Origin of the sequence: Bradyrhizobium sp. 604_D8_N2_3 (assembly GCF_051810765.1) — a bacterium.
Classification (GTDB): domain Bacteria; phylum Pseudomonadota; class Alphaproteobacteria; order Rhizobiales; family Xanthobacteraceae; genus Bradyrhizobium; species Bradyrhizobium barranii.
Genome location: NZ_JBPWPM010000001.1, coordinates 3,992,790 through 4,013,188, shown reverse-complemented (window position 1 = coordinate 4,013,188; position 20,399 = coordinate 3,992,790). Strand labels below are relative to the sequence as shown.

Here is a 20,399-nt window from a genome sequence, read left to right as displayed (position 1 = left end):
AATCTGGAGCTGCCAGCTTCCAAAGCTTCCGCTAGGCTACCACAGCTGAATCCGACGCCATGACCGCCCAACCCGCCTTCGACCTGATCTTCCGCAACACGCTGTTGCGATCATCCGCCGCACCCGTCGATATCGGCGTGAAGGGCGGACGCATCGCCGCGATCGAGCCGCAGCTTGCCTGCGAGGCCGTCGAGGTCGATGTCGGCGGGCGCCTCGCCCTGCCTGGGTTCGTCGACACCCACATCCATCTCGACAAGGCCTGCCTGCTCGGCCGCTGCGGGCACAATCACGGCAGCGTCTCGGACGCGATCCGCGCCGTGGCCGGGATGAAGAAGGACTTTACGGTCGAGGACGTCTACGCGCGCGGCGCAAAAGTGCTCGAACGCGCCATCGTGCATGGCACGACGCGCATGCGGACCCATGTCGAGATCGACCCCCGCATCGCCTTGCGCGGCTTCGAGGCGGTCAAGGCGCTGAAGCGCGACTATGCTTGGGCCATCGACCTGTCGCTCTGTGTCTTCCCGCAGGAAGGCCTGACCAACGACCCCGGCAGCGAAGAGCTGCTGGTGCAGGCGCTGCGCGACGGCGGCGAAGCGATCGGCGGCTGTCCCTACATGGACACCGACCCGAACGCGCACCTCGAGCGCATCTTTAATCTCGCGCAGGAATTCGACGTCGACGTCGACCTCCATCTCGATTTCGATCTCGATCCCTCCTGGTGGCACCTCGACGAAGTCTGCCGGCAGACCGAGCGGCGCAACTACGGGGGACGCGTGGCGATCGGTCATGCCACAAAACTCTCGGCGCTGCCGCCGGAGCGGATGAAGGCGGCCACCGCGCAACTGGCGACATCAGGCGTTGCCGTCACCGTCCTGCCCGCAACCGATCTCTATCTGATGGGCCGCGAAGCCACCCACAACGTGCCGCGCGGGCTGACGCTTGCGCACAAGCTCGCCGGCGACGGCGTGCTGTGCTCGGTCGCCACCAACAACGTGCTCAACCCGTTCACGCCGTTCGGCGACGCCTCGCTGCTGCGGATGGCAAATTTCTACGCCAACGTCGCGCACGCCTCGGTCAGCGACTTCGATACCTGCCTCGATCTCGTGACCGAACTGCCGGCGCGGCTGATGAACCTCAGTGATTACGGCATCAAGGTCGGCAACCCCGCCGACCTCGTCGTGCTCGATACCCAGGACAGCCGCTTCGCCATCGCCGAGTTGCCGGACATCGTGATGGGCTTCAAGGCTGGCCGGCAGACGTTTGAGCGGCAGCGGCCCACTTTGTTCGGGCCGGGCTGACCGACTTTCCGCGCCTTGCGCCCTACCCGCAGCTTGCGCGATGATCATCACAATCGACCAACGGAGCAACCGGATGGCCTTCGACACGATCTTCCTGAACGCGCGCTTCGACGGCGGAGCCCGGCATCACATCGCCGTCGCGGACGGCCGCATCGCCGCGATCACGTCCGTCGATGAGCCTCCCGCCGCAAACGAGACCATCGACCTCGGCAACGTCCTCGTCGTTCCCGGCTTCGTCGAAGGCCACATCCATCTCGACACCAGCTTCTATGGCGACGCCTGGCGCCCGCACAAGCCATGCACCAACGGGTTCGACGTGCATGAGCGCGTTGCCTTCCAGGCCCAGAACATGGCCGTATCAGCGCCGATGGATGTGCGCGCACGCAACCAGCTCGACCTCTGCATCGGCCACGGCACCACGCAGATGCGCAGCCACGTCATGGTCGACGGCTCGGTCGGCCTGAAATCGCTCGAGACGATTTTGCGCGTGCGCGAGGAATACAAGGGCCTGATCGACATCCAGCTCGTCGCCTTCCCCCAGAGCGGCATCCTGATGAGCCCGGGCACGCCGCAATTGCTGGACGAGGCCATCGGGCTCGGCGCCGACCTCGTCGGCGGGCTCGATCCCGCGAGCTTCGATCGCGATATCGAGAAGCATCTCGACGTCGTGTTCGGCGTGGCCGGCAAGCACGGCGTCGACGTCGACATCCATCTGCATGACATGGGCACGCTGGGCGCGTTCGAAATCGAGCAGATCGCAGCGCGCACCCGCGCGCTCGGTATGGAGGGACGCGTTGCCGTCAGCCATGCTTACGGGCTCGGCGACATCCCCATGGATCAGCTCAAGAAGATCGCCGACACCCTCGCCCGCTCGGGCGTCGCGATCATGACCAATGCGCCGGGCGCCCGGCCCTTCCCGCCGATCCTGGCCCTGCGCAATGCCGGCGTCACCGTGTTCAGCGGCAACGACAACATCCGCGATTCCTGGTGGCCCTATGGCGACGGCGACATGCTGCGCCGGGCCACGACGCTCGGCTATCGCTCGGGCTTCAATATCGACGAAGAACTGCGCGTCGCGTTCGATGTCGTCACCGTATCCGGCGCAAAGGCGCTGCGGCTCGAAGGCTATGGCCTGCGCGTCGGCGCCAAGGCCGATTTCGTGACACTGAATGCCGAGCATATTCCTGAAGCCGTTGTCGGAGTGCCGCAAGGGCGCTCCGTGTACAAGGAAGGCAAGCTCGTTGCATGCGACGGTAAGATTGTCGGGAAGCGCGGCTAATGATCGGATCTTTTCCGTTCGATTATACCGCTAGCTTTCCTCACTCCCCAATCCGGTAGAATCCCTGACCGTAAATACGCGCATTGCACGACGGGCCAAGGAGATCATACTAAGACCCGCACTGACATCTGCGTTCTCTTGGGGAAGTATGGAATGTTCAGCGCATTCAGCAGCATCGATTACCATTCCATTCGGGCCAACACGCCCGCCGAGATGGCCATCAAGCGACTGACCGGCATCGGCGAAGTCCTGTCGGGCATCGACATATCGGCAATCCGCACGCAGGACGACATGGCCCGCGCCCTGTTGACGCTCGATACGGCCGACAAATGCATTCGCACGATTCTCACCGAGTTCCGCACCGAGCGCACCACGGAAGTCGTCCGCGAAGCCACGAGCCTGATCAGCCTGATCGAGCTCGCGCGCGACGAACTCTCGGACTACGCGGCGGCAGCAGAGTCTTGAGCTGAATGCGCGCTGGATCTCAGCGCTTGATCTTCGCCAGAATGCGATCCGCCTCGGTGCGCCAATCGGCGCTGCGGGCAAATTCCTTCGTCCCCTTGATGCCGAACAGGCCGTCATCAGCGAGATCGGCGACCCACGCCTGCCGCTCGGCGGTGCCCTGCGCCGACCACGGTGTCAGCCCCGCCTCGCGCACGGTCTCCGCGACTTCACGCACCTCCTCGGCACGGCGACGGCCGTGCTCGATCACGCGCTGGAAGCAATAGGCGCCCTGCTTCTCCCAGTCGATCGCCGGAAACGTCTCCGCGAGCGAGGCCAGCACCGCATCCTCGACGCCATAGGCGCGCGCGGTGGTGAAGCTCTCGATGACCATGGCCTCAAGGCCCTTGATCATGATGCTGCGGCACATCTTCACGGCCGACGACACGCCGAGCTTGTCGCTCGCAACCTTGGCCTCGAACCCGATTGCATTCAGCAGCGGCTCGAGCTCCCTCGCGCCGGGGCCGCCGAGCAGCAGCGGCACCTTGATGCGATAAGGCGGCACCGAGGTCATCACGGCCCCCTCGACATAGCGTCCGTCAGCGCCGTCGATCAGAGCGGCGGCGCGCTGCTTGGCACCCGGCGAGGCCGAGTTGAAATCGAGGAACCAGGTGCCCTGGTTGATTGCGCCAGCGCAGGCTTTTGCAACGGGCACGGCCTGGCTCGCCGTGACCGCGGAGATGATGAAATCGGATTTCGCGGTCAGCTCGGCGTGAGACACCGCCAGCGTCACGCCGAACTTCGTCGCATGCTCCTTCAACGGAGCGCCGTGCTCGCCTCCGAGCTTGATGTCGTAAGCGGCCACCTTGATATCCTGCTGCCGCAAATCCTCAGCCAGGATCCTGCCGACCTCGCCGTAGCCGACGAGCCCGATCTGCCAGCGCCTGGGATCACCTGCCATCAATTCAATCCTCGTGTCGTCTCGTCGAACAGCTCCTCGACCGCATAGCGGCGCGGGATCAGCGCCTGCTGGAATGCGTAGTCGACGATCAGCTCCAACGGTTTTCTGTTCGCCTCGATCCCGAACGGAACGAGGTCGGGCGTCGCCGCGGGTCCCACCTGCGCCTTGTTCCGCTTCAGGAGATCATAGACGCCCGCAACCACATCGGGGCGCGATCTTGCAAGCCGCTCGGTCACGACCACGAGATGATTGACCGGGACGACACCACGACGGGTGTACCATTTGGCAGCCTCTGCGGCAGGATCGGAGAATAGCGGCTTCAACGTGGGATGATCAGAGGTCTCGCCGAGGACGGCGTCGAGGTCGCCATCGATCAGTATCTGCAGGATCTTCTTGTCGTTCGGCGCACGCTCGGTGGTGTCGATATATTCGGCAACGTGCGGATCCTCGAAGGTTACCCAGCGGATCTTGTCGAGATTGACGCCGTAATCGTTGGCGAGAATGCCCCTGATCCATGCGCCGGTCGTGGTCGTGAACGAGCGGATGCCGACGCGCTTGCCTTCGAGATCGGAGGGGCCGAGCGCTCCCCTTGCAGGGTTGTAGAGCGCGTAGGAATGCTGAAAGCGGCCGAGCATGGTGGCAGGCAGTAGCACCAGCGGCTTGCCATGCGCCTTCGCCATCAGATAGGTGACGATCGCCATCTCGCAGACGTCGAAAGCCTGCTCGCGCACCATCGGCTTGAACGCCGTGTTGGTCGGCGTGTACGCGATGAAATCGAGGTCGAACAGGTCGGAGCGGAGCTCGCCGCTCTTCACCGCCTGCACGTGAGGGTGACTGCCGAGCACGGCCTTCAACTTGAGACGATCCATCCGCCCGCTCCGCTTCTCTGGTCCCGCTTAGACGTCCTCGGGATTGTCGACATAGACGAGCCCGGCTTTCGCCAGCGCCTCGCCCATGTTGTACATGTCGAGGCCGAGCTCACCCGAGGTCAGCCGCTTGCGCTTGCCGCCCTCGTCCGCGTTGCGCTTCTTCGCCTTTTCGGCGACTTCAGCGGCATAGCGCTTGGGCACCACCACGACCCCGTCGTCATCGGCCACGATGATGTCGCCGGGATCGACGTTGACCCCGGCACAGACCACTGGAATGTTGACCGAGCCGAGCGTCGCCTTGACCGTGCCCTTGGCCGAGACGGCGCGCGACCACACCGGAAAATTCATCTCGTGCAGCGCTTTGACGTCGCGGCAGCCGGCGTCGATGATCAGCCCCTGCACGCCGCGCGCCTGCAGCGACGTCGCGAGCAGCTCGCCGAACATGCCGTCGGTGTTATCAGTGGTGCAGCCGACGACGAGGATGTCACCCTTCCTGCACTGCTCGACGGCGACATGGATCATCCAGTTGTCGCCGGGTTGTGCCAGCACGGTGACGGCGGGGCCAGCAATCGACGCCCCTGCCCAGACGGGCCGCAAGTAAGGCTTCATCAGCCCGATGCGGCCGTACGCCTCGTGCACGGTCGAAACGCCGTACTCTGCCATCCCTGCGGGATCGGCGCGCTCAATGTTGCGAACGACGACGGGCTTCATGCCAGCTCCTCCGCGACCGTCGGGAACAGGCGCTGATAGGCCTCGCCATAGGTCATGGGCACGCCGGCGTTGCGGCTGCCCTGGATGCCGCGGTTGAGCGCAACGCGCTCGTAATAGCCCCAGAGATGTTTTTGCGCGGCGAGGATCTGGAACGCCTCGTACTTCTCCTTCCAGACCTCGTCGATCTTGAGGAGCAGGTCCGGCTTGTAGTTGCACTGCTCAGGCTGGTGCGGCTCGAACAGGAACACCGGGGGCGCCGAGTATTTGTACTGCGCGCCGGGCTTGTGGCCCATCGCCTGCGCCACGACACGAGTCTCCTGCGCGAAATGCGCCGCGTTGGGATGGTCGAAATTGTAGGGGTCTTCCAGCGCGTGCGTCAGCACGAAGCTCGGATTGAGCTCGCGGTAGATGTCGACCATGCGGTCGAAATGCGCCTCGGTGAGCTTCAGCGGATAGTCGCCGCAGTCGAAGAACTCGATCTCGGCGCCGAGTAGATTCGCCGCCCGCTCCGCCTCGTCCTTGCGGCCGGCCTTGACCGATTCCAGCGTCGCGCCTTTTTCCTTCCAGGCGAACTGGCTCTCGCCGCGCTCGCCAAAGGACATGCAGACGATCTTCATGCGATAACCCTTCTTCGCATGCAGCGCGATGGCGCCGCCGGCGCGCCAGACGAAATCGCCGGGATGGGCGGTGATCACGAGACCTGTTTTCATGGGACGAACTCCCCTCTTTCCTTGATAAGCAACGTATCGATCGCGAGCACCGTCATGTGTCGAACCCAAACAGACGCGCGGGATTGTCGACCAGGATCTTCTGCTGGAATTCCAGCTCCGGCGCGAACAGCGGGATCAGGTCGACGAGGTCGCCGTCATTCGGCATCACCTTGACGTTCGGATGCGGCCAGTCGGTGCCCCAGATGACACGGTCGGGTGCGGTCTCGACGATCTTGCGCGCGAACGGCACCGCGTCCGTGAACGGTGGCCCGGCCGAGGACACCCGCTCCGAGCCGCAGATCTTGGCCCAGCATTTTTCGTCGCGCTGCATCAGTTCGATCAGGATCCTGAACGGCAGCTGGTCCAGCCCTTCCGACGCCTTCACCCGACCCATGTGGTCGATGGTGTAGCTCAGCGGCAGCTTGGCCAGCATGTCGGCATATTCGGGCAGGTCGATCGCGTCGAAATGCAGATCGATGTGCCAGCCGAGCGGCGCGACCATCGCGATGACGCGGTTGAACACGTTTCTGTCGGGGACGCCACCGAGATGGCGCACGAAATTGAACCGACAGCCGCGGAAGCCGCCGTCGTGCAGCACCTGGAGCCCACGCTCGGTGATGGTGTCGTCAATGTTGGCAACCGCGCGATAGGCGCCATTGCTCTGTGCGATCGCATCGAGCGCGACCGTATTGTCGGTCCCGTGCACGCTGGCATTGACGATGACGGCCCGCTCGACGCCGAGCTTGGCGTGCAGCGCGCGAAAATCCTCCAGCGGCGCATCCGGCGGCGTGTAGGAACGGTCAGGCGCGTAAGGGTATTTCGCGCCGGGCCCGAAGATGTGGCAATGCGCGTCGCAGGACAGCTTTGGCAGCTTGAACTTCGGCGTGCGCGTGTTCGGATCTGGCGGCGGAATGGTCGGCGTGTAAATCGTTGTCATCAGGTGAACCGCCGAGCGAGATCGCTTCTTTCAAGCCTTGCTGCTGACGACCGGCCGCCGCCGTACCGGCGCGGCCTGATCGAGCGCCGGCGCCTGGAACGCGGCGACGGTGGCCTGCACCAACTGCTCGATGGCGCTGGCGGCATCGCTGCCGTCGGCCTCGCCGCGCGACAGGCGCGAGACGCGATCCGGCGTCACCAGCGAGTAATAGAGTGCGCCGAGCAGGAAGTGGCTGCGCCAGACGATGTCGGTGCGCGGAATATGCGGCAGGCTCTCGTGGACTGCGTCGATGAAGGCATGGCTGGTGTCGTCAAAGGTCTGCGCGATGATTTTTCGCACGACCTCGTTGCCTTCGGCGGACATCACGGCGCGCAGCCGCGTGAAGCGCGCCCCGCCCCCGGCGAGATCGCTGCCCGAGGTGAAGGCCGGCACCACATAGGCGCGCACGATCGCCTCCAGCCGGTCCTGGAGGTCGCGCACGCGCTTGGCGGCGGCGAGCAGCTCGGAACGGCGCAAATTCATCGGCCCGCAATGGCGCTGGTAGATCTCCAGCAGCAGGCCGTCCTTGGTCTTGAAATGATAGGTCACGCTGCCGGGATTGGCGCCGGCGGCCTGCGCGATGTCGCGCACCGAGACGGCATTGAAGCCGTTGGTGGCGAACAGCTCCTCGGCCGCGGCAAGGATCGCCTCGCGCATGTTCGGCTTGCGGGCCGTTTCCTTGCTGGTGGGCTTGCGTACCATGTGATTTGTACTATCGTACAAAAGATCAGGTCTCGTCAACAAGAACCATGGGCGGCGTCCGGACGACTCGGAACACCGAGGCAGGATGCGAAAGCCCGCAAGGAGTGCTCGAAAATGCTGGGTTTGAACAAGACAATCGGCGGTTTGATGCTGGGTGCCGGCCTGCTGCTGGGCGGCGTCGCGCAGGCCGCCGACAATTACCCGAGCAAGCCGGTGCATATCCTTGTGCCCTACGCGGCGGGCGGTGCCGTCGACGTGCTCGCGCGTACGCTCGGCCAGGCGCTGGCGAAGACCTGGGGCCAGCAGCCGGTGATCGACAACCGTCCGGGCGCCGGCGGCATCGTCGCCTCGCAAGCGCTGACGCAGGCCGCCCCGGACGGCTACACGCTGATCCTGGTCGCGAGCGGCCATCCGCTCAACCAGTTCATCTATCCGAGCGTGCCCTACGACACGTTCAGGGATTTCACCGCGATCACCGAGGTCGCCTCCTCGCCGCTTGCGATCGTGGTCGCGAAGGACAGCCCCTACAAGACGCTCGGCGATCTCCTCGCCGCCGCAAAGAAGGAGCCCGACAAGCTCTCCTACGGCATGTCCGGCAACGGCACCTCCGCGCATCTCGCCGGTGAGCTGCTCAAATACATGTCCGGCAGCAAGATCGTCGCGATCCCCTACAAGGGCGGCGCTCCGGCGCTGACCGCCGTGATCGCTGGCGAGATTCCGCTCAGCATCAATCCGCTGGCGGAAGCGATCGGCCAGCTCGAAGGCGGCCCGGTGCGCGCGCTCGCGGTGACCTCGGCCGAACGCTCCAAGGCGCTGCCGAATGTGCCAACTATCGCGGAATCAGGCGTCCCCGGCTACGACGTCTCGGTCTGGTGGGGCGTTCTTGGGCCTGCCAAGATGCCGCCGGAGATCGTGGCGAAGCTCGAGACCGATCTGAAGGCCGCACTGCAGGACGCGAACGTGCTGTCGACGCTGGGCAAGATCGGCGCGGCGCCGGTCGGCTCCTCCGCCAAGGACTTTGACGCCTACATGCACGCCGAGGCGACCAAATGGGAGCCGGTGCTGAAGGCCGCCGACATCCGCGCGCAGTGAGGCTCGTCACATGAGGACCTCTTCCCGGCGATTTGCGCCCATCGCCCTGCTCGCATTTGCAATGACCGGCCTGCTCGGCGCGCCCGCGCGCGCCGATGGCGAAGCCAGGCTGCTGGCGCCGAGCGGCAGCTTGCGTGTCGGCATCTATCCGGGCAGCCCGACCTCGATGGTGACGGATGCGGCCGGCAAGCCGCATGGCCTCGCCTACGATCTCGGCGGCGAGCTGGCGAAACGGCTCGGCGTTGGCATCGACTATGTCAGGTTTCAGCGCGTCGCCGACATCGTCACCGCGATCCACGACGGCCAGGTCGACTTCACCGTGACCAACGCCACGCCGGCCCGCGCCAACGAGGTCAGCTTCAGCCAGCCCGTGCTGGCGATCGAGCTCGGCTATCTCGTCCCGGCGAACTCGCCGATCGGCAGGATCGAGGACATCGACAGACCGGGCGTGAAGATCGGCGTCACCAAAGGGTCGACCTCGGAACGCACATTGCCGGCGAAGTTCAGAAACGCGACCATCGTTCCCGCCGAAAGCGTCAAGGTCGCCATCGCCATGTTCGGCCGCGGCGAGATCGACCTCTACGCCACCAACAAGCCGACGCTGTTCGAGATGTCCGACCAGATGCCGGGTGCGAAAATCCTCGACGGCAATTGGGGCGCCGAGCATATGGCCATCGCGATCCCCAAGGGGCGCGAGGACGCCCTTCCCCTGCTCAACCGCTTCGTGACGGACGAGCAGTCGTCCGGCGCGCTGGACACGATCCAGCAGCAGGCGGGCCTGCGCGGCGCGTCCAAGGCGACGCGCGAGTAGCTCGCGGACCTGGGTGAGGTGTCCTCCGGCCCTGCCCAATACAGTATTCCCCCAATGCAACCGTCCCCGGATTGCGCTAATTTGCGTCGATCATGACTCGACGTACCGGCAGCGCCGATCTTCCTCTCCACACCGGGCGGGTTCCGCCATGGCTTGCGAGCCGCATGTCGTCGCTGGGCGCAATCGTCACGCAGGCGATCGTGCATCATTATGGACGCGACGCCTTCCTCCAGCGGCTGTCGCATCCGTTCTGGTTCCAGTCGTTCGGCGCCGTGATGGGGATGGACTGGCACTCCTCCGGCATCACGACCTCCGTGATCGGCGCCCTGAAGCGCGGGCTAGGCCCGCTCCAGGACGAGCTCGGCATCTATGTCTGCGGCGGCCGCGGCCAGCATTCGCGCAAGACGCCTGACGAGCTGTTGCAGCTCGGCGATCGCGTCGGCTTCGACGGCGCGAGCCTCACGCGGGCCAGTCGCCTGGTCGCAAAGGTCGACAGCGCCGCGGTCCAGGACGGGTTTGACCTTTATCTGCACGGCTTCTTCGTCACCGCCGACGGCAAGTGGACGGTGGTGCAGCAGGGCATGAACGGCGACAAGCGGCAGGCCCGCCGCTATCACTGGCATTCGGAAGCATTGAAGAGTTTTGTCGACACGCCGCACAGCGCGATCGACGGCCCGCAGCAGGGCGAGATCGTCAATCTCACCGATCACCGCGCCGATGTCTCGCGCGCCGCGCAACTCGAACTGTTGAGCGGTCTCGGCCCCGATCGCATCCTCACAGAATTCGAACGCCTCGTTGGGACGGCGCCCGAGCCGGCGCAGGCGATGCTGCCGCATCTGATCATGCCCGCGCATCATGATGTCAGGCCCAAGGACGTGTTCGCGCGCCGCCTGCACGGCACGCTGGCCGCCGCGGCCGAACGCGGCCCGGTCGATTTTCCGGAATTGCTGCTGACGCCCGGCGTCGGCGCGCGCACCGTGCGCTCGCTGGCGATGGTCGCCGAGGTCGTGCATGGCGCGCCCTATCGCTTCAACGATCCCGCGCGCTTCTCGCTCGCCCATGGCGGCAAGGACCGGCATCCCTACCCCGTCCCGATCAAGGTCTATGACGAGACCATCCGCGTGCTGAAGGGCGCGATCCAGAACGCCAAGCTCGGACGCGAGGAGGAGATGCAGGCGATCAGGCGCCTCGACGACCAGGCGCGGCGCCTGGAGCGGACTGCCAGCGGTCCGTCGGTCGAGGCCTATATCGCCGGAGAGCGTGAAGCCTCGCCCGATCTCGACGGCCGCTCCGTGTTCGGCTGGGAGCGCGATGTCGTGGCGTCACGGAAATCGACGGGCTGACTGTCCACCGCAACGACCGGCAACTCCGCGATGGCACGCATGCCCGGCCGCTTGCGCCAGTGGATTTGCGCGGGATCGACGGCGAGACCGAGCTTCGGCCATCGCGCAAACAGCGCCTCCAACGCACAGGCCGCCTCGATCCGTGCGAGCTGATGGCCGAGACAGAAGTGAATTCCCGTTCCGAACGAGATGTGGCGGTTCGGCTTGCGCGTGAGGTCGGGCCGCTCGGGCTGGTCATGCACCGCCGGATCCATGTTCGCCGCGGCGAGCATGACCATGACGCGATCGCCCTGTTTCAGCGGCACGCCCGCAAGCTCGATATCCCGCCGCACATAGCGCGGCTTGGAAAACTGCACCGGTGACACGAAGCGCAAAAACTCCTCGACAGCGAGCCCGATGCGGCTTCGGTCTTGCTCCAGCCAATCGCGCAAGCCCGGATTTCTGAGGAGCTCGTAGACCGAGCCGCTGATCAGATGCGTCGTGGTCTCCGATCCTGCCGCGAGCAGCAGAAACACCATCGACACCATTTCGTCCGGCGTGATCTGGCCGCCCTCACGCTCGACCTGAACCAGCTCGGCAATCAGGCCCTCGCCGCCCTGCACGCGCGCGACCTGCAACTGCCGTTCGAGATAGGCGCGCATCTTGCGAAACGCGAGCAGCAGGCGGAAGAAGCTGACGACATTCGTCAGCGACGACATCTTGTTGGCCCAGGCGATGAATCGTGGCCGATCGGCCGCAGGCAAGCCCAGCAATTCGCAGATCACCGACACCGGCAGGATGCGGGCGTAACGCTGGACGAGGTCGGCGGGGCTGCCATCGGCAAACAGGTCGTTCGCCAAGCCATCGGCGATGGCGCGAATGCGTGGCTCCATCGCCACGATCGCGCGGCGGCGAAATGCCTCGTCCACGATGCTGCGCAGCCTCGTGTGATCAGGCTCGTCCATCGTCAGCATGTTATTGGCGATGGTGGTGACCAGTTTTGGCATCCACCAGCGCAGGCCGGCGACTTTGCCGTCCCCCTTGCGCAGCGTGAAGGTGGTGCCGTCCTTCAGGACTTGCGCCGTGGCGTCATGGGTCGTGGTGACCCAGACATCGCCGACCAGAGGAAATCGCGTCGCGATCACGGGGCCGGACGCGCGCAGTGCCGCGATCGCCTTGGGCGGATCGCGGAAGAAGGCCTCGCTGGTGAAATCGAGGCGCGGTGTCATGGGATCACCGTATTGGTTGGTGGCGCCTCAACCAGATGGTGTGTACGCGGCGACGCGCAAGGGCCGGAACCGCGCGAAGAGAAGAGAGCCTATCCGCGTCCCGGCGAGCGCTGACCGGTCTTGCGCTGCTGATTGGTGTAGGCGTCCCAATGGCTCCAGCTACCGTTGGCGAGGCTTTGCAGATCGGTGCCGAGGGGGCGGCGCGTGCGCTTGTCGTGATCGGCGATCACGCGCTCGGAATGCGCGATCTTGCGCTTGAGTTCCGCAATCGCCTTCTGGGTCTGCCCGTCCCGCTTCGAAGACGCGATCTCGCCCATCGTGAAGCGCGCGGTCTCCAGTGCCTTCAACTCGGCGCGGTTCTTCTTCAACTGAACCCGGTGCCAGGCGATGTTGCTGTCGCTGTCCGCAACCATGTGGGAACTCCGCTGATTCGTTCCCACAGTGTATCGCGCACGGAATCGGCGCCGCAACGCCCGCCGAACGGCGGAAATACGGTCTTATTGGGCAGGAATTCCGGACCCATAGCGTTTTCGAGCGAAGTGGGTACCGGTTCGCGTCAAAAAAACGCGTCAAAATAAGACTCTAGAGCCTGCTCCGCTTCAGCGGAGCGGGCTCTAGCGCTCGGCAAAGGCCTTTTCGACCACGAATTGGGCCGGCTCGCCGTGATTGCCCTCAATGAGGCCGCGCTCGCCCAGGAGCACGCGGGTGTCAGCGACCAAGGCCGGGCTGCCGCAGATCATGACCCGGTCATGGGCGGCTTCCAGCGGCGGCAGGCCGATATCGGCGAACAGCTTGCCGGACGTGATGAGGTCGGTAATGCGGCCGCGGTTGCGGAAGGGATCGCGGGTCACGGTCGGGTAATAGATCAGCTGATCGCGGATGTACTCGCCGATCAGTTCGTCCTTCGGCAGCGTCTCGGTGATCATCTCGCCATAGGCGAGCTCCTTCACATGCCGGCAGCCGTGCAGCAGCACGACCTTCTCGAACCGCTCATAGGTCTCGGGGTCCTTGATCACGCTCAGGAACGGCGCGAGGCCGGTGCCGGTGCCGATCAGGTAGAGGTTGCGGCCCTCTTCGAGATTGTCGATCACCAGCGTGCCGGTGGCCTTGCGGCTGACGATGATCTCGTCGCCTTCCTTCAGATGCTGGAGGCGCGAGGTCAGCGGACCGTCCGGCACCTTGATCGAGAAGAACTCCAGCGTGTCCTCGTAATTGGCGCTGGCGACGCTGTAGGCCCGCAGCAGCGGCTTCTCGCCGACCTTGAGCCCGATCATGGTGAATTCGCCGTTGCGGAAACGGAAGGTCGGGCTGCGGGTGGTCTTGAAAGAGAACAGCGTGTCGGTCCAGTGGTGGACGCTCAAAACGCTTTCCTGATTGAAATTGCTCATCTCACCTTCCCTGTCGCTTCCAATGCGGTTCCGAGGCGGGCAGCTATGCGTCGTTTGTACACGATCATTCGTGTACTAATGAATAATCCTGCTTGCTCCCGGGGTCAAGGCTGCCCAAGATCGCGAGCGTTGCAGTTAGGAACAAGGAGCCCCTTCCATGGCGCATGACGCCCCCCAGGCCACCGGACCCTCGAAGCTCGTGATCCGGAATATCGGCCTGATCCTGTCCGGCGCCCTGGAAAAGCCGATCCTGGACGGCGACACCATCGTCGCCGAGAACGGCAAGATCACCGCGATCGGCCGCTTCAAGGACCTCAACACCGAAGGCGCGACCACCATCGTCGAGGCCAACGGCACCACGGTCGCGCCCGGCCTGATCGACAGCCATGTCCACCCTGTGGCGGGCGACTGGACGCCGCGCCAGAACCAGATCGGCTGGATCGACAGCAATTTGCATGGCGGCGTCACCACCATGATCTCCGCCGGCGAGGTTCACATGCCCGGCCGCCCGCGCGACGTCGTCGGGCTGAAGGCGATGGCGATCTTCGCACAGCGCGCATTCTGGAATCTGCGCCCGGGCGGCGTGAAGGTTCACGCCGGCGCGCCGGTGATCGAATGCGAGATGGTCGAGGAGGACTTCAAGGAGTTGGCCGCCGCCGGCGTCAAGCTGCTCGGCGAGGTCGGCCTCGGCGGCGTCAAGGACGGCCCGACGGCGCGCAAGATGGTCGGCTGGGCCCGCAAATACGGCATCCAGAGCACGATCCACACCGGCGGCCCTTCGATCCCAGGCTCCGGCCTGATCGACAAGGACGTGGTGCTGGAGGCCGACACCGACGTGGTCGGCCACATCAACGGTGGCCACACGGCGCTGCCCGACGACCAGATCCGCTGCATCTGCGAGGGCTGCAAGCGCGGCCTCGAGCTCGTTCACAACGGCAATGAGCGCTCGGCCCTGTTCACGCTGCGCATCGCGCGCGAGATGAACGATCTGCACAGGGTGATCCTCGGCACCGACGCGCCGGCCGGCTCCGGCGTGCAGCCGCTCGGCATCTTGCGGATGGTCTCGATGCTGTCCTCGCTCGGTGATTTGCCGGCCGAGCTCGCCTTCTGTCTTGCCACCGGCAACACCGCGCGAATGCGTCAGCTCGATTGCGGCCTGATCGAGGTCGGCCGCTCCGCCGATTTCGTCATCATGGACAAGGCCCAGCACTCGCCCGGCAAGACCATCCTGGAGAGCGTCCAGCTCGGCGACCTCCCCGGCATCGGCATGACCATCATCGACGGCATCGTGCGCACCCAGCGCAGCCGCAACACGCCGCCGGCCGGCCGGGTGCCGGAAGTGGTGGCGAAGTGACGCAGCCGGAGCAGCTCGCCGCTTCGCGTCGCGCCTCGAAGGCATTGAACAAGTCTGCTGCCTGCCGCGTCTAACGCAGGCAGCCCTCGGCGGCGGCAGTTCATTGCTGGACCATCGAGGGAGACATGAAAAGTTCGCTGCGGATTGCCGCCGGCATCGCCGGTGCGGCGGCAGGCTTCATCGCCACGATCGGGCTGCTCGAACTGACCGGCTTCGGCAATCGTGCAGACCCGATCACGACAGGGCTGGTCGCCCTGTTCGTCATCGCCCCCATCGGCGCAGTCATCGGCCTGGTGCTCGCCACCAAGCTGGCGACACGCAAGGACGACAATAGCGGCGGCCTCGCACGCAACAGCCTGAAGTCACTCGGCGTCGTCGTCCTGCTCTGCCTCGCCGCCGGTGTCACTTACGCCATCTACGCGTATGCGACCGCAACGCCCTGGCTCAACCCGAACGCCAGCAATCCCCTGCTCGTGTTCGAGGTTCGCTTTCCGGCCGGCGTCATGGTGCCGACGTCACCGCAGGGCATCGCAATCGAATTGCAGACCGACCTCAACACCATGCCGGGCGAGCTAAGTCCGGCCGGCTCCCGTCGTGATGGCGACCAACCCGTCATCGCGGGCGAAGTCGAGCTTGCCTTCAGAACCTCGCACCGGCAGCTCGCCGTCAACATCCAGGGCCAGCCGAGCCGGATCTATCCGATCGACTTGACGGCCCGGGCGCCGCATACGCCGGAGTTCGGCACGTGGCGGCGGCTCGCCGATGGCAGCGAAATCCGCTACCGCGCCAAATGGCCGGGGAAGACGTAAGGGATCAGCGCTTCTTTGCGATCTCACAGCGCACGTAGGTCTGGCGCTTGGCCTGGCCGACCGGGCCATTCTCGATCACCAGCCGGCCATCCGCCGCAACGGAGACTCGGGGATTGGAGCGAAACTTTTCGCCCTCGCCTTCGCAGGCAAGCCGCATCTTCCAGCTTTGCTTGCCGTCTGCGGTGATCTCGCCGGCGCGGCAGCGCGTCTCGTACCAATAGAGGCGGTTGCCGCCTTCGATGCTCATCCGGCTGGCGCTGTCCTGATCGCGGCAATCCTTCTTGGTCGACGCCCAGAAGCCCTCGTAGGGCTGTGCCGCGCAGGCAGGAACGCATTCGCCCGCCAGCGCCGCACCAAGACCCAAAATCAGTGTGAACCGCGTCGCCGCTCTCATATCGGAAGACCTCGACAAACCCTTCATCGAGGTTAGTCGCCAGTCCCCGCAGCTTGTTCAACTGCCGTAGGGTGGGCAAAGCGTAAGCGTGCCCACCGTTCTTCGCCAAGCCGCAGAGATGGTGGGCACGGCGCTTACGCGCCTTTGCCCACCCTACGGCACCTTACTCACCGCAGCTTGTTCAACAGCGCCATCAGCATCTCGCGCTCCCTGGCGTCGAGCGGCGCAAGCGTTTCCCGGGTGATCGCGAGCGCACTCGGCGCGACCTTCTCCGCAAGCTGCTGACCGGCGCGCGTCAGGCTGACCAGAAGCCGCCGTCCGTCCTCGGGATCCTGGCTGGTCTCGGTCAGGCCTCGTGCGGTCAGGCGGTCGATCACACCCTTGATGGTCGCGACATCCATCGCCGTCAGCCGCCCGAGCTGGTTCTGCGAGCACGGCCCGGTCTCGGCCAGCTTCGACAATGCCGCCCACTGCGTCGGCGTGAGATTGGTGCCGATGTCGCGCGAGAAGATCGAGCTGTGGCGCTGCCAGACCTGACGCAGGATGAAGCCGACCTGCTCGTCGAGCACGTAAGACGATTTTGCCGGTTTGACGCTTTTCTTCGCCGCGACGCTTCTTGCCATCCGCTCCCCGCCCCTTACAACGACAGATGCGCGTCGCGGATATCCGGACGCGCGTCGAGCTCGGCCATGGTGCCGCCGAAGCAGATACGGCCACGCTCGATGATATAGGCGCGATCGGAGATCAGCCGCGCAAAGTGCAAATTCTGCTCGGACACGACGATGCTGACGCCTTCCTTCTTCATGGTCAGGATGGCATCGACCATCTGCTCCACGATCTTCGGCGACAGGCCTTCCGAGGGCTCGTCGAGCAGCACCAGCGACGGATTGCCCATCAGCGTGCGCGCGATGGTGAGCATCTGCTGCTCGCCACCGCTCATGCGGCCGCCCGGTCGGTTCTTCATCTCACCCAAATTTGGAAACAGCGCGAACAGTTTTTCGCGGGTCCAGTGCGGGGCGTTCGGACGCTTCGGCTGCCGGCCGACCTCGAGATTCTCCTCCACCGTCAAATCGGTGAAGATGCGCCGCTCCTCGGGCACGTAACCAAGCCCGTCGCGCACGATCTCATGCGTCGGGCGCGCCGAGACATCCTTGCCCTCGAACATGATGCGCCCCGAGCGCTGGGCAACGAGCCCGACGATCGAGCGGAACGTCGTCGACTTGCCGGCGCCGTTGCGGCCGAGCAACGCCACCACCTCGCCCTCGCCGACCTCGAAACCGATGTCGAACAGGATATGCGCCGGGCCGTAATGGCTGTTGAGGTCTTGCACCGTGAGCTTCATGCGGAGGCTCCATGCCCGGCATCGTAAAGCAGGCCCTCGCCGAGATAGACGGCCTGCACCTGCGGATTGCCGCGCACCTCGGCCGGCGAGCCTTCGGCGATCAGCGTGCCGCGGTTGAGCACGATGATGCGGTCCGCATGCTCGAACACGACGTCCATGTCGTGCTCGGTGAAGAGCACGCCGATCGATTTTTCCCGCGCGATCTGCGCCGTCAGCCGCATCAGATCGACGCGCTCACGCGGCGCCATGCCGGCGGTTGGCTCGTCCATCAGCAGCAGCTTGGGATCGTTGGCAAGCGCCACCGCAAGCTCGAGCCGCTTGAGGTCGCCATAGGCGAGCTCGCCGCAGGGTCGATCCGCATAACCGCCCATGCCGACCAGTTCGAGCAGCCGCCCGGCCTCGCCACGGTCGAAATTCGGGGCCGAGCCGAAGAGATTGAACAGCTGCTTGCCATGCGAGATCAGCGCGACCTGCACGTTCTCGCGCACGGTCATCGTCGCGAAGGTCGCGGTGATCTGGAAGGTGCGCCCGACGCCGAGCCGCCAGATCTCGCGCGGCTTCTTGCCGGTGGTCTCCTCGCCGAGCAGGCGGACATGGCCGGTATCAGGCTTGTTCTGGCCGTTGAGCATGTCGAAACAGGTGCTCTTGCCCGCGCCGTTCGGGCCGATCAACGCCAGAATTTCGCCTGATCGCAGCGAGAACGAGACGCCGCGCACGGCATGGATGCCGCCATAGGATTTGGACAGGCCTTCAACCGCGAGAAGTGGGGGTGCGACGCTCATTCGACGGACTCGATCGGCTTGGCAAGCAAGGGAGATCCCGGCGGCGATGTCTTCCTGCGCCGCTGCGCCAGCATCTCCAGCGTGCCGACGATGCCCTTGGGGAAGACGACGACGATCAGCACGATGAAGCCGCCGAGCACGAGCTTTGACAGGTCGGTCTGGCTGACCAGCCAGATGTTGAGCGCCTTGTAGACGATGGCGCCGATCACCGCACCCGACACCGTCTCGACGCCGCCGAGCAGCACCATGACCAGCGCGTCGACCGACAGCGAGATGCCGAGATTGTCGGGGAAGACGCTACCCTTGAGGTAGGCGAACAGCGCGCCGCCGATGCCGGCGGTCGTGCCTGCGATCACGAACGCCGTCCACTGGATGCGCTTGGCATTGATGCCGACCGCCTCGCTGCGCAGAGGCGAGTCGCGCGTGGCCCTGAGTGCGTAGCCGAACGGCGAGAATACCATGGCCCGAAGCGCGACCGTCACAAGTGCCGCAACGCCGAGCGCCAACCAATAGAAATGCCCCGGGCTCGCCGCCCAGCTTGACGGCCAGACGCCGAGTATGCCGTTGTCGCCGCCCGTTACACTCACCCACTGGAACGCGATCGACCAGACGATCTGCGCAAACGCAAGCGTCAGCATCGCGAAATAGACACCGGAAAGCTGCACCGCGAAGAAGCCGAACACGGCCGCGCCCATGCAGCCCAGCAGCGGCCCGAGCAGCAGGCACACGACCATCGGCAGCCCTGCCATCTTGGCGAGGAAGGCGACGCCGTAGGCGCCGAGACCGAAATAAGCGGCATGCCCGAACGACGCGAGCCCGCCGACCGACATCAGGAAATGCAGGCTGACGGCGAAGATCACGAAGATCGCGATCTCCGAACCGACTGTGAGAACATAATTGCCGGCGAACAGCGGCAGCGTCGCCGCGATGACGAGCGCGGCAAGCGCCGCGAGCCGCTCGTTCGACGTCAGCGGCCGCCAGGGATTGACGGTGAGGCCCGGTGTCTTTCGCGCGGGCGCCTCGGGCTTGCCGAAGAGACCCCAGGGCCGGACGATCAGCACCACCGCCATCACCAGGAAGACCAGGATGATGGAGATTTTCGGAAAGATCAGGATGCCGAAGGCGTTGAGCTCGGAGACCAGCACCGCAGCGACGAAGGCGCCCACGATGCTGCCGAGGCCACCGATCACGACCACGACGAAGACCTCGACGATGATACGTAGATCCATCGCGTGATGCACGGCATCGCGCGGGATCTGGAGCGCGCCGCCGAGTGCGGCAAGGAAGACGCCGACCGCGAACACGGATGTGAACAGCCATTTCTGGTTGACGCCGAGCGCTGCGACCATGTCGCGGTCCTGCGTCGCCGCGCGCACCAGCACGCCCCAGCGCGTGCGCTGGAACAGCAGCCAGAGAATGCCGAGTACGACCGGGCTGAGCACGATCAGGAACAAATCGTAGCTCGGGATGTTCTGGCCGAAGAAATCGATGGCGCCCTTGAAGCCCGGCGCGCGGCGGCCGACGAGATCGTCGGGGCCCCAGATCAGCACGACGAGATCCTCGACCATCAAGGTCAGGCCGAAGGTCGCAAGCAGCTGGAACAGCTCGGGGGCATGATAGATGCGGCGCAGCAGCACCATCTCGACGATGACGCCGATCAAGGCCACGGCAAACGCGGCGATGACGATCGCGCCCCAGAAGCCGAACGCTCCCGAAAGCCTCTCGGTGAGCGTGAAGGCGATGTAGGCGCCGATCATGTAGAAGGCGCCATGCGCGAAATTCACGATCCGCGTCACGCCGAAGATGATCGACAGGCCCGAGGCCACCAGGAACAGCGACGCTGCGCTGGCGAGACCGGTCAGAAACTGTACGACATAAAAGGCCATCGGCGGTCCGGGTTAAGAATAAGTCTCAGTATGGGCTTCATCC

At 65.0% G+C, this 20,399-nt stretch carries 22 protein-coding genes; 8 read left to right on the top strand and 14 right to left on the bottom strand.

Going from position 1 to position 20,399, the window contains the following annotated elements; genetic code table 11:
- The first annotated feature begins 59 nt into the window (after positions 1-59).
- From AB7245_RS18875 to AB7245_RS18865, 3 genes are all read left to right on the top strand, one after another.
- On the top strand, positions 60-1,298 hold the full coding sequence (locus tag AB7245_RS18875) for an amidohydrolase family protein (protein ID WP_439034613.1): 1,239 nt from the start codon (positions 60-62) through the stop codon (positions 1,296-1,298).
- Between the two features lie 73 nt (positions 1,299-1,371).
- Positions 1,372-2,577 carry an amidohydrolase family protein gene (locus AB7245_RS18870; RefSeq protein ID WP_439034612.1) on the top strand — a complete coding sequence of 402 codons (1,206 nt, stop codon included), beginning with the start codon at positions 1,372-1,374 and terminating at the stop codon, positions 2,575-2,577.
- A 153-nt stretch (positions 2,578-2,730) separates the two neighbouring features.
- Positions 2,731-3,042 (top strand): hypothetical protein, encoded by a 312-nt coding sequence (locus AB7245_RS18865; RefSeq protein WP_247307230.1) that lies wholly within the window; start codon positions 2,731-2,733, stop codon positions 3,040-3,042.
- A gap of 19 nt (positions 3,043-3,061) precedes the next feature.
- Here AB7245_RS18865 and AB7245_RS18860 read toward each other — a convergent pair whose 3' ends face one another.
- From AB7245_RS18860 to AB7245_RS18835, 6 genes are read right to left on the bottom strand one after another with little or no spacing between them, the layout of a single operon-like run.
- Positions 3,062-3,979, bottom strand: coding sequence for a DUF1932 domain-containing protein (locus tag AB7245_RS18860; RefSeq protein WP_439034611.1), 918 nt, complete (start codon positions 3,977-3,979; stop codon positions 3,062-3,064).
- Entirely contained in the window at positions 3,979-4,848 is an 870-nt protein-coding gene (locus AB7245_RS18855) for a hypothetical protein (protein ID WP_439034610.1), read from the bottom strand. Before AB7245_RS18855 ends, AB7245_RS18860 begins: the two co-directional genes overlap by 1 nt.
- A 27-nt stretch (positions 4,849-4,875) precedes the next feature.
- Positions 4,876-5,559 (bottom strand): 4-carboxy-4-hydroxy-2-oxoadipate aldolase/oxaloacetate decarboxylase, encoded by a 684-nt coding sequence (locus AB7245_RS18850; RefSeq protein WP_439034609.1) that lies wholly within the window; start codon positions 5,557-5,559, stop codon positions 4,876-4,878.
- Positions 5,556-6,269, bottom strand: a complete 714-nt coding sequence (locus AB7245_RS18845; RefSeq protein WP_439034608.1) for a PIG-L deacetylase family protein — start codon at positions 6,267-6,269, stop codon at positions 5,556-5,558. The genes AB7245_RS18850 and AB7245_RS18845 overlap by 4 nt, the downstream gene beginning before the upstream one ends.
- 52 nt (positions 6,270-6,321) lie before the next feature.
- The gene (locus tag AB7245_RS18840) at positions 6,322-7,206 is read right to left on the bottom strand and encodes an amidohydrolase family protein (RefSeq protein WP_439034607.1); all 885 of its coding nucleotides are present in this window, start codon (positions 7,204-7,206) and stop codon (positions 6,322-6,324) included.
- A gap of 30 nt (positions 7,207-7,236) precedes the next feature.
- Positions 7,237-7,947 (bottom strand): TetR/AcrR family transcriptional regulator, encoded by a 711-nt coding sequence (locus AB7245_RS18835; RefSeq protein ID WP_063983940.1) that lies wholly within the window; start codon positions 7,945-7,947, stop codon positions 7,237-7,239.
- A gap of 114 nt (positions 7,948-8,061) precedes the next feature.
- Between AB7245_RS18835 and AB7245_RS18830 the strand changes: the two genes are divergently transcribed.
- From AB7245_RS18830 to AB7245_RS18820, 3 genes are all read left to right on the top strand, one after another.
- Positions 8,062-9,039 carry a tripartite tricarboxylate transporter substrate binding protein gene (locus tag AB7245_RS18830; protein WP_439034606.1) on the top strand — a complete coding sequence of 326 codons (978 nt, stop codon included), beginning with the start codon at positions 8,062-8,064 and terminating at the stop codon, positions 9,037-9,039.
- A 10-nt stretch (positions 9,040-9,049) separates the two neighbouring features.
- Positions 9,050-9,850 (top strand): ABC transporter substrate-binding protein, encoded by an 801-nt coding sequence (locus tag AB7245_RS18825; RefSeq protein ID WP_439034605.1) that lies wholly within the window; start codon positions 9,050-9,052, stop codon positions 9,848-9,850.
- Positions 9,851-9,942: 92 nt separating this feature from the next.
- Positions 9,943-11,193 carry a DUF763 domain-containing protein gene (locus AB7245_RS18820; RefSeq protein WP_439034604.1) on the top strand — a complete coding sequence of 417 codons (1,251 nt, stop codon included), beginning with the start codon at positions 9,943-9,945 and terminating at the stop codon, positions 11,191-11,193.
- On the opposite strand, the gene AB7245_RS18815 is transcribed toward AB7245_RS18820, so the two are convergent.
- From AB7245_RS18815 to AB7245_RS18805, 3 genes are all read right to left on the bottom strand, one after another.
- The gene (locus tag AB7245_RS18815) at positions 11,094-12,401 is read right to left on the bottom strand and encodes a cytochrome P450 family protein (RefSeq protein ID WP_439034603.1); all 1,308 of its coding nucleotides are present in this window, start codon (positions 12,399-12,401) and stop codon (positions 11,094-11,096) included. The two genes, AB7245_RS18820 and AB7245_RS18815, sit on opposite strands and share 100 nt — an antisense overlap.
- A gap of 89 nt (positions 12,402-12,490) precedes the next feature.
- Entirely contained in the window at positions 12,491-12,814 is a 324-nt protein-coding gene (locus tag AB7245_RS18810) for a hypothetical protein (RefSeq protein WP_439034602.1), read from the bottom strand.
- 201 nt (positions 12,815-13,015) lie between these two features.
- Positions 13,016-13,789 (bottom strand): ferredoxin--NADP reductase, encoded by a 774-nt coding sequence (locus tag AB7245_RS18805; protein WP_063983946.1) that lies wholly within the window; start codon positions 13,787-13,789, stop codon positions 13,016-13,018.
- A gap of 157 nt (positions 13,790-13,946) precedes the next feature.
- Here AB7245_RS18805 and AB7245_RS18800 point away from each other — a divergent pair, with 157 nt between their 5' ends.
- Both AB7245_RS18800 and AB7245_RS18795 read left to right on the top strand, forming a co-directional pair.
- Positions 13,947-15,143 (top strand): amidohydrolase family protein, encoded by a 1,197-nt coding sequence (locus AB7245_RS18800; protein ID WP_439034601.1) that lies wholly within the window; start codon positions 13,947-13,949, stop codon positions 15,141-15,143.
- A 125-nt stretch (positions 15,144-15,268) separates the two neighbouring features.
- The gene (locus tag AB7245_RS18795; protein ID WP_439034600.1) at positions 15,269-15,952 is read left to right on the top strand and encodes a hypothetical protein; all 684 of its coding nucleotides are present in this window, start codon (positions 15,269-15,271) and stop codon (positions 15,950-15,952) included.
- A gap of 4 nt (positions 15,953-15,956) precedes the next feature.
- On the opposite strand, the gene AB7245_RS18790 is transcribed toward AB7245_RS18795, so the two are convergent.
- From AB7245_RS18790 to AB7245_RS18770, 5 genes are all read right to left on the bottom strand, one after another.
- Positions 15,957-16,346: a hypothetical protein gene (locus AB7245_RS18790; protein ID WP_439034599.1), complete on the bottom strand. Its 390-nt coding sequence runs from the start codon at positions 16,344-16,346 to the stop codon at positions 15,957-15,959.
- A gap of 167 nt (positions 16,347-16,513) precedes the next feature.
- Positions 16,514-16,969, bottom strand: coding sequence for a MarR family winged helix-turn-helix transcriptional regulator (locus AB7245_RS18785; RefSeq protein WP_063983949.1), 456 nt, complete (start codon positions 16,967-16,969; stop codon positions 16,514-16,516).
- A 14-nt stretch (positions 16,970-16,983) separates the two neighbouring features.
- Positions 16,984-17,688 carry an ABC transporter ATP-binding protein gene (locus AB7245_RS18780; protein ID WP_247307205.1) on the bottom strand — a complete coding sequence of 235 codons (705 nt, stop codon included), beginning with the start codon at positions 17,686-17,688 and terminating at the stop codon, positions 16,984-16,986.
- Entirely contained in the window at positions 17,685-18,470 is a 786-nt protein-coding gene (locus tag AB7245_RS18775; protein WP_166352338.1) for an ABC transporter ATP-binding protein, read from the bottom strand. The genes AB7245_RS18780 and AB7245_RS18775 overlap by 4 nt, the downstream gene beginning before the upstream one ends.
- Positions 18,467-20,356, bottom strand: coding sequence for an ABC transporter permease (locus tag AB7245_RS18770; RefSeq protein ID WP_071915090.1), 1,890 nt, complete (start codon positions 20,354-20,356; stop codon positions 18,467-18,469). Before AB7245_RS18770 ends, AB7245_RS18775 begins: the two co-directional genes overlap by 4 nt.
- Between the last annotated feature and the right edge of the window lie 43 nt (positions 20,357-20,399).